Source organism: Paracoccus marinaquae (assembly GCF_018860165.1).
Classification (GTDB): domain Bacteria; phylum Pseudomonadota; class Alphaproteobacteria; order Rhodobacterales; family Rhodobacteraceae; genus Paracoccus; species Paracoccus marinaquae.
On sequence record NZ_JAHKNG010000078.1, the window covers coordinates 1 to 5,987 of the forward strand.

Annotated in this window: 6 protein-coding genes; 1 reads left to right on the forward strand and 5 read right to left on the reverse strand. The window is 60.2% G+C overall.

The annotated features are described in order from the left end of the window. The first annotated feature begins 70 nt into the window (after nt 1-70). A complete protein-coding gene (locus KNW02_RS19845) occupies nt 71-259 on the forward strand; it encodes a transposase (RefSeq protein WP_216034923.1) in 189 nt (62 codons plus the stop codon). Between the two features lie 741 nt (nt 260-1,000). On the opposite strand, the gene KNW02_RS19850 is transcribed toward KNW02_RS19845, so the two are convergent. From KNW02_RS19850 to KNW02_RS19870, 5 genes are all read right to left on the reverse strand, one after another. Further along, nucleotides 1,001-2,341 carry a GntP family permease gene (locus KNW02_RS19850; RefSeq protein WP_216034918.1) on the reverse strand — a complete coding sequence of 447 codons (1,341 nt, stop codon included), beginning with the start codon at nt 2,339-2,341 and terminating at the stop codon, nt 1,001-1,003. A gap of 120 nt (nt 2,342-2,461) precedes the next feature. After that, the gene (locus tag KNW02_RS19855; protein WP_216034919.1) at nt 2,462-3,391 is read right to left on the reverse strand and encodes a ketopantoate reductase family protein; all 930 of its coding nucleotides are present in this window, start codon (nt 3,389-3,391) and stop codon (nt 2,462-2,464) included. A gap of 12 nt (nt 3,392-3,403) precedes the next feature. After that, entirely contained in the window at nt 3,404-4,498 is a 1,095-nt protein-coding gene (locus tag KNW02_RS19860) for an isocitrate/isopropylmalate dehydrogenase family protein (RefSeq protein WP_216034920.1), read from the reverse strand. Between the two features lie 82 nt (nt 4,499-4,580). After that, nucleotides 4,581-5,321 (reverse strand): GntR family transcriptional regulator, encoded by a 741-nt coding sequence (locus tag KNW02_RS19865; RefSeq protein ID WP_216034921.1) that lies wholly within the window; start codon nt 5,319-5,321, stop codon nt 4,581-4,583. A gap of 280 nt (nt 5,322-5,601) precedes the next feature. After that, nucleotides 5,602-5,987: transposase (locus KNW02_RS19870; protein WP_216034922.1), on the reverse strand; the 386-nt coding region annotated here is incomplete at its 5' end.

Below are 5,987 nucleotides of genomic sequence, written 5' to 3' on the forward strand. Positions count from 1 at the left end.
AAACACAGATCGCCGTCAAAGCCCTGAACCGCATGACCCGTCTCGGGCGTGCGGTCTATGAGCGTGCCGCCTGAAACCATGGGGAAAGGGGGCAGTCTGTCCCAAAACTTATTCACGCAACACGGTCTATTGGGGGCAGCACCTGTGGGCGCGCGGTTATTGGGTCTGCACGAGCGGCAGCGTGACGGACGAGATGTGGATGGACTACATTGCGAACCAAACGCCGCCCGAACCTGACGACAACTTTGACGTCACCTGAGTCCGCCGAATGGCGGACCGATCCGGCTTTGAGCCGTAACCTGAAGTCACCTGCTTTCAGCAGGTGGAGTATTCACGGGCCGATTCGGCGCGGGATATAGCTGGCCGATAGCGTTGATCTGTGACGACCCGGCGCCCATCGCGCCAACTTTGTCGGCCAAAGCCTGCCAGCGCCTGCTTATGCGTGCGGTTGCAGTTTTTGGTGTTCGGTGTTGATGTGGCGTTGATGTAAGTGTGCGATTGGGTGATGGTATAATGATACCATCAGATTATCTGTTTGATTTGTTTCAGTTTTTTGGTTGCTGGGGTAGGATTTGAACCTACGACCTTCAGGTTATGAGCCGATCCGGGCAAAAATCTGGAAAGTGATTGATTTCAGCACCTTACGCTACAGCCGTTTGATTTCTTGAGATTTCCATTCCGGCGTTCGGCTGCATCAGACGGCTTTGAACGGCACAGCCTGCGCGAAAACTGCAGCCAAGGGTTGAGGTGACGGATTTTCATCACCATCATGCCATCGGCGAGCGCAGCGAGTACGTCGCGCACACATGCTCCCGTGCCGCTTCCGACTGTACCCATCCAGCAGCAGCCTTGGATCAGTGGCGGTTGTCGATTGCTTTTAGACGCTAAATCTTGCGCGTTTAGAGTGGGAGGGAGTTGGTGGCGGCATCGCGCAACATCTCGCCAACTTGCCTTGATCAGGGCGCGGCAGAGATGGTCCTGCCGCGTCCCGTTTCAGCTTTCAGAAGACGGAACTCAGTATCAGGATCGCAGCCAGCGATACGAAGGATGCGATCGAGACGGCCAGACTGAAGGTTTTCAATGTCCCCCTCAGCGTCATGTGCATCAGCGTCTGCATCAACCAGAAGGTGTTGCTGGTAACATGAATCAGGAACAGCGAACCTGAGCCTGCGGCCAGGGCAATCCAGACCGGTTCGACATCCAACTGTGATGCCACTGGCGCCAGAAGGCTGGCGGCCGTGATCGCCGAGACCGAGACGGATCCGATGGCGATATGCAGGACACAGGCGACGAGCCAGACCAGAAGCAATGGAGCAGATCCACCTGCAGAGAAGTATCCTGAAAGGATGCCACCCAGATCGGTCAGCCCGACGACTTCGGACAGCGATCCCGCGACGCCGGTCAGCAGCAGTATCTGGCCGCTTTCACGAAAAGCCTGTGACACGGCTTCCTTGCGCGCCTGAATTGGCAGATAACGTTTGCCGACCAGAAAGGCGATGATCAGCCCGATCAGAAGCGCGAAGGTCGAATTTCCCATTGCCGAGAGGATTGGCGACTCCAGATCAAATGCGCGATTAATCGCGCCGATGGCGATCATGATGATCGGCACCAGAACCGGCAGCAGGGAAACCGCCAGCGGCGCTTTTGTGTGGAAGTGTTCTGGCGCGGGATCTGCCGGCGCCGGATCCTCGTCGGCCGGCAGTTGATCGCGTTCGACATCCCAAAGACCCATCTTCAGCAAGGCGGCATAGATCATCAGCGTGACGATTGCGGTCGGGATGGCGACCATCAGGCCATAGATCAGCATCGTACCCAGATCCACCTCCAGCACTGCGGACAGGGCCAGGGCGGCGACACCGGGTACCACGATGACCAGTGCAAGCTCCATGCCGACGCCGACCGCCGCTGCCATCATCGGCAAGCCGTTGGGGCCAAGGTTGCGCGCCAGCATCTTGGCCAGCGGGGCCGAGATCACCAGCAGCACATCCGTATAGATGGGGGGAAAGATGCTGCAGAGGATGGTGGCGAAAGCGAAAGGCACCTGCCGCTTTCGAAGCCTCGTCATGATCAGTTCGGCGACATGCTGGAACACGCCCATCTTGTCCATGAAGGCGCCGATCATGACGCCGAAGCCGATCAGCAGGCCAATCCGGGCCATCAGGTCACCGAAGCCGGTGGTGATGGCCTTGATGGTTTCATCGAAACCGATGCCGGAGGACAGGCCCAGATAGAGCGGCCCGATCACCAGCGCGATGAGTGGATTTACTTTCACATAGATGATCAGAAAAACGATCATCAGGATCGCGAACGCGCTGTTCGCGAGTACAAGAGCGTCGTGCATCGTTCCCCTCCCAGGTCTGTCGCACAGAAGTTTTGGGATCCTGTTCTGTCGGGGCGTTCAGCCCCTCGCGTTTCCCCCGCCGTCGCGCAGGCGGGGGAAGGGTTCCCGGCCGATCAGCGATCAGCTGGGAAAGGACGCCTCCCGCGCCCGGATGATGGCGACCACGGTCTCGTTGACCGGGGTTGGAATGCCATACTGTTTGGCAAGGCGCGGGATCGAACCGTTGATCGCATCGACCTCGCCTCGCCGCCCGAGATTATAGTCGAGCAGCATTGAAGGACGTGCGTTCGGAATTTTCGAGCCGAGCTTGCGCACATGTTCGATGGGATCGCCGACATCCAGCGTGATCCCGGCTGCTTTCGCCACAGCAATCGCTTCGCGGCAGCATCCTTCGGCGACCTTCCAGGCATCGGGATTGGCCATGACCTCGCCGATGGTCAGGCCGGTGGCGCAGGTCGTGCCAGAGAAGCTGACATTCATGATCAGCTTTTCCCAGACCATCTGCTTCACGTCCTCGAACAGCGCGACCTTGAAACCGGACGAGCGCCAGACCTCTGCCGAGGCCTCCAGCTGATCCATCGGCAGACCGTCAAAGGCGCCGAAGCGGATCATCTCCATGCCGTTGTGATGGGCGTGGCCCGGTGCGCGGATCGAGGCCCCGAAGCCGCCTACGACGCCGATGGCGATGCGGTCGCCAGCGATGGATTCAGCGGCAACCTCGGGCGAGCCCAGACCGTTCTGGATGGTCTGAACAACCGTCCTGTCCCCGATCAGGCCGGTGCTGGACTTGGCGGCGGCATCTACATCGAATGCCTTGGTCGCGATGATGACCAGATCACAGACACCGATGCCGTCGGTGGTCGTCCCGGCACTGGCCAGGGGAACGGTCCGATCACCGCTTGCCCCCTCGACCCGGATACCCTTTTCGGCCATGGCTACGGCATGATCGGGCCACAGCGTCACGGCATGCACTTCATGGCCGGCATCTGCCATGAGCCCGGCATAAACCGACCCCATGGCGCCGCAGCCGACGAGAGCAACTTTTGCCATCTCTCACCCTTCTCAAGCCGTAACAGTCGCGTTATTCAGCGCGCTGACAATTGCATCGGTGACTTCGTCGGTCGAGGCCGTGCCACCGATATCGCGCGTCTTCGGACCGCTCGCCAGCACCTTGCCGGTCGCCGCGCGGATCGCTGCCGCAGCCTTTGCCGCTGCAGGGGCGTTCTGTTTTTCGGCGATCCAGTCCAAAAGCATGGCGCCCGACAGGATGGTCGCCACCGGATTGGCCAGACCCTTACCCGCGATGTCGGGGGCAGAGCCATGCGACGGCTGGAAGATGCCCAGCTTGTCGTTCACGTCTCCCGAGGGCGCGACACCCAGACCGCCGACAACGCCTGCCGCGATTTCAGAGGTGATGTCGCCGAAGACGTTTTCGGTTACGACCACGTCGTAACGCTCGGGATCGGTGATGAACATCATCGAGCCTGCATCGATATACTGCCGGTCGCTGCCGATATCGGGATAGCGGGCTGCGACCTCGTCGAAGAGCTTGCGCAGGAAGGCGTTGCTGCGCAGCACGTTCGCCTTGTCCAGCAGCGTGACATGTCCCGGCGTGCCCTGCTTGGCCTTGCGCAGACGCGCCTGTTCAAAGGCGATGACACAGAGGCGTTCGGCACCGGCCCGGGTAATGGTCAGCCGGTCGCTGCAGCTTTCGTCGCTTTCCGGGATGGGGTCGTGACGTCCGGCGAACAGGCCTTCGGTCAATTCCCGGATGACCAGCATGTTGATATGCTTCACGTCCAGCCGGGTCTTCACGCCGGGGAGCAGCAGGCAGGGGCGCAGGCTGGCGTAGAGGTCGTAATGTTCGCGCAGGTCGATCTGCGGCGCGATTTCGGTGCCATCGGCCTTGCGCACGCTCGGCAGGCCCATAGCACCCAAGAGCACGGCATCTGACTCGCCGACAGCCTCGACGCCCGCGTCGTCGATCGATTTGCCGGTGCGCTGATAATAGGCCGCCCCGGCATCGAAGGTCTGGTAGTTCAGCGTGATGCCCTGATCGGCAGCCGCCGCGTCCATCACCTTGACGGCAGCGTTCACGACATCCGGGCCAATCCCGTCTCCGGGCAGCAGCACGACGTTGAATTGCGATTTGTCCATGTGAGCCTCCTCCTGTGAGTAAGGAGGTTCTATCTCATTCTCATTATCCATGCAACACTTGCATGCAAGATTGGAGTTTAAGCTATGGCTGCAGGAAACGCCTCTGATTTGCTTCGGCTTTTTCGAGGATCGGGATCAGCGCGGCCATGCCGCGCATACGATGCATGCGCAGAGCATCACGCGCCGCGTTCGAATCACGGCGCCGAATCGCATCCAGAATTTCGTCGTGATCGATGTTCGACTGGACCGGCGGCGGTCGGTCGAACAGTGTGATCAGCCGTGCCCGATGTGCCTTGTCCATGATCGACCGTGCCAGACGATAGAGATCGGGATTGCCGCAAAGCTCGACCAGCAGGCGGTGAAACTTGTCGTCAGCCTCGGCCCATCCCGATAGATCCTTCCGATCCAGTGCCGATTTGGCGCCTTCTGCCGCTTCAGCGATCATGGCATCGATCCCGTCATCCGTATCGGCGGGGCGTGATGCGAGGCGTTCGGCCGCGATGCTCTCAAGCCCCATCAGGATCTCATAGATGTTCCGCATCTCCTCGGCGCTGACCGGGGCGATAATCACCCCGCGCTTCGGCAGGACGCGCACCCAGCCTTCCTGCTCAAGCAAGACAAGCGCCTGATGCACCGGCGTCCGGCTGACCTTAAGAAGGGTCGCGATCTGATTTTCCGCTACCTGCTCGCCCGGCGGAAGTTCACTGTGAATGATTGCCGATTTGATCTTGCCATAAACGACTTCGGCAAGAGGAACGGCACCCACCGCGGCGCCCTTGGCAGATTCAGTTGGCTTTGGGCTGGAATTGACTGACACGTTCATGGGCATTTCTTGTTGCGTATGGGATCAAGTACAATCGAAGCCTCTAGTTTGCTCAAGTACATCGCCGCGTAAAGTACTGCGCCGTTTCAGAACAAGGCGAGTAACGGGAAGTACTGAAACCAACGACTTGAATTCCGCAAAACCCTTTCCCATTCGTTCTGCCATTTGACACCGCTAACAGGCCGCTGAAAAACGCTGCGTTGCGGAACGTCTTCCCGGTGCGGTGGGCATTATGGGTTCGTGCGCGTGGGCAAGTGGGCCGTGGGCGGTTCTTCCGACCTCAAGCCGCGAGCAGTTTCGGCAGCCCCGCTAGATTGCAGGCTGCCATCGTCAGCGTGAAGCGGGCGCGCACCCGCTCGATGCCCCGATACATGGTTTGGGTCATGCCGCCGACGGTCTTGGCCCAGCCGAAAGGCTCCTCGATCTTCTTCCTGCGCCGCTGGGATTTGCCATAGCCGGGGTGTCTGGTGGTCCGGCCATCGATGGCTGAATGCCGGGATTTCTGGGCGACGTGCGGTGTGACGACCATCTGGCGCAGTTCGGCGACGAAATCGGCGCTGTCATAGCCACGATCCGCTGCCAGGGTCAGGCGCCGCGTCGATCCGGGTGAGTGGCGGTGGAGCATGTCGATGGCGGCACGGCGCTCGGCGTGACCGTCAGCTTGTG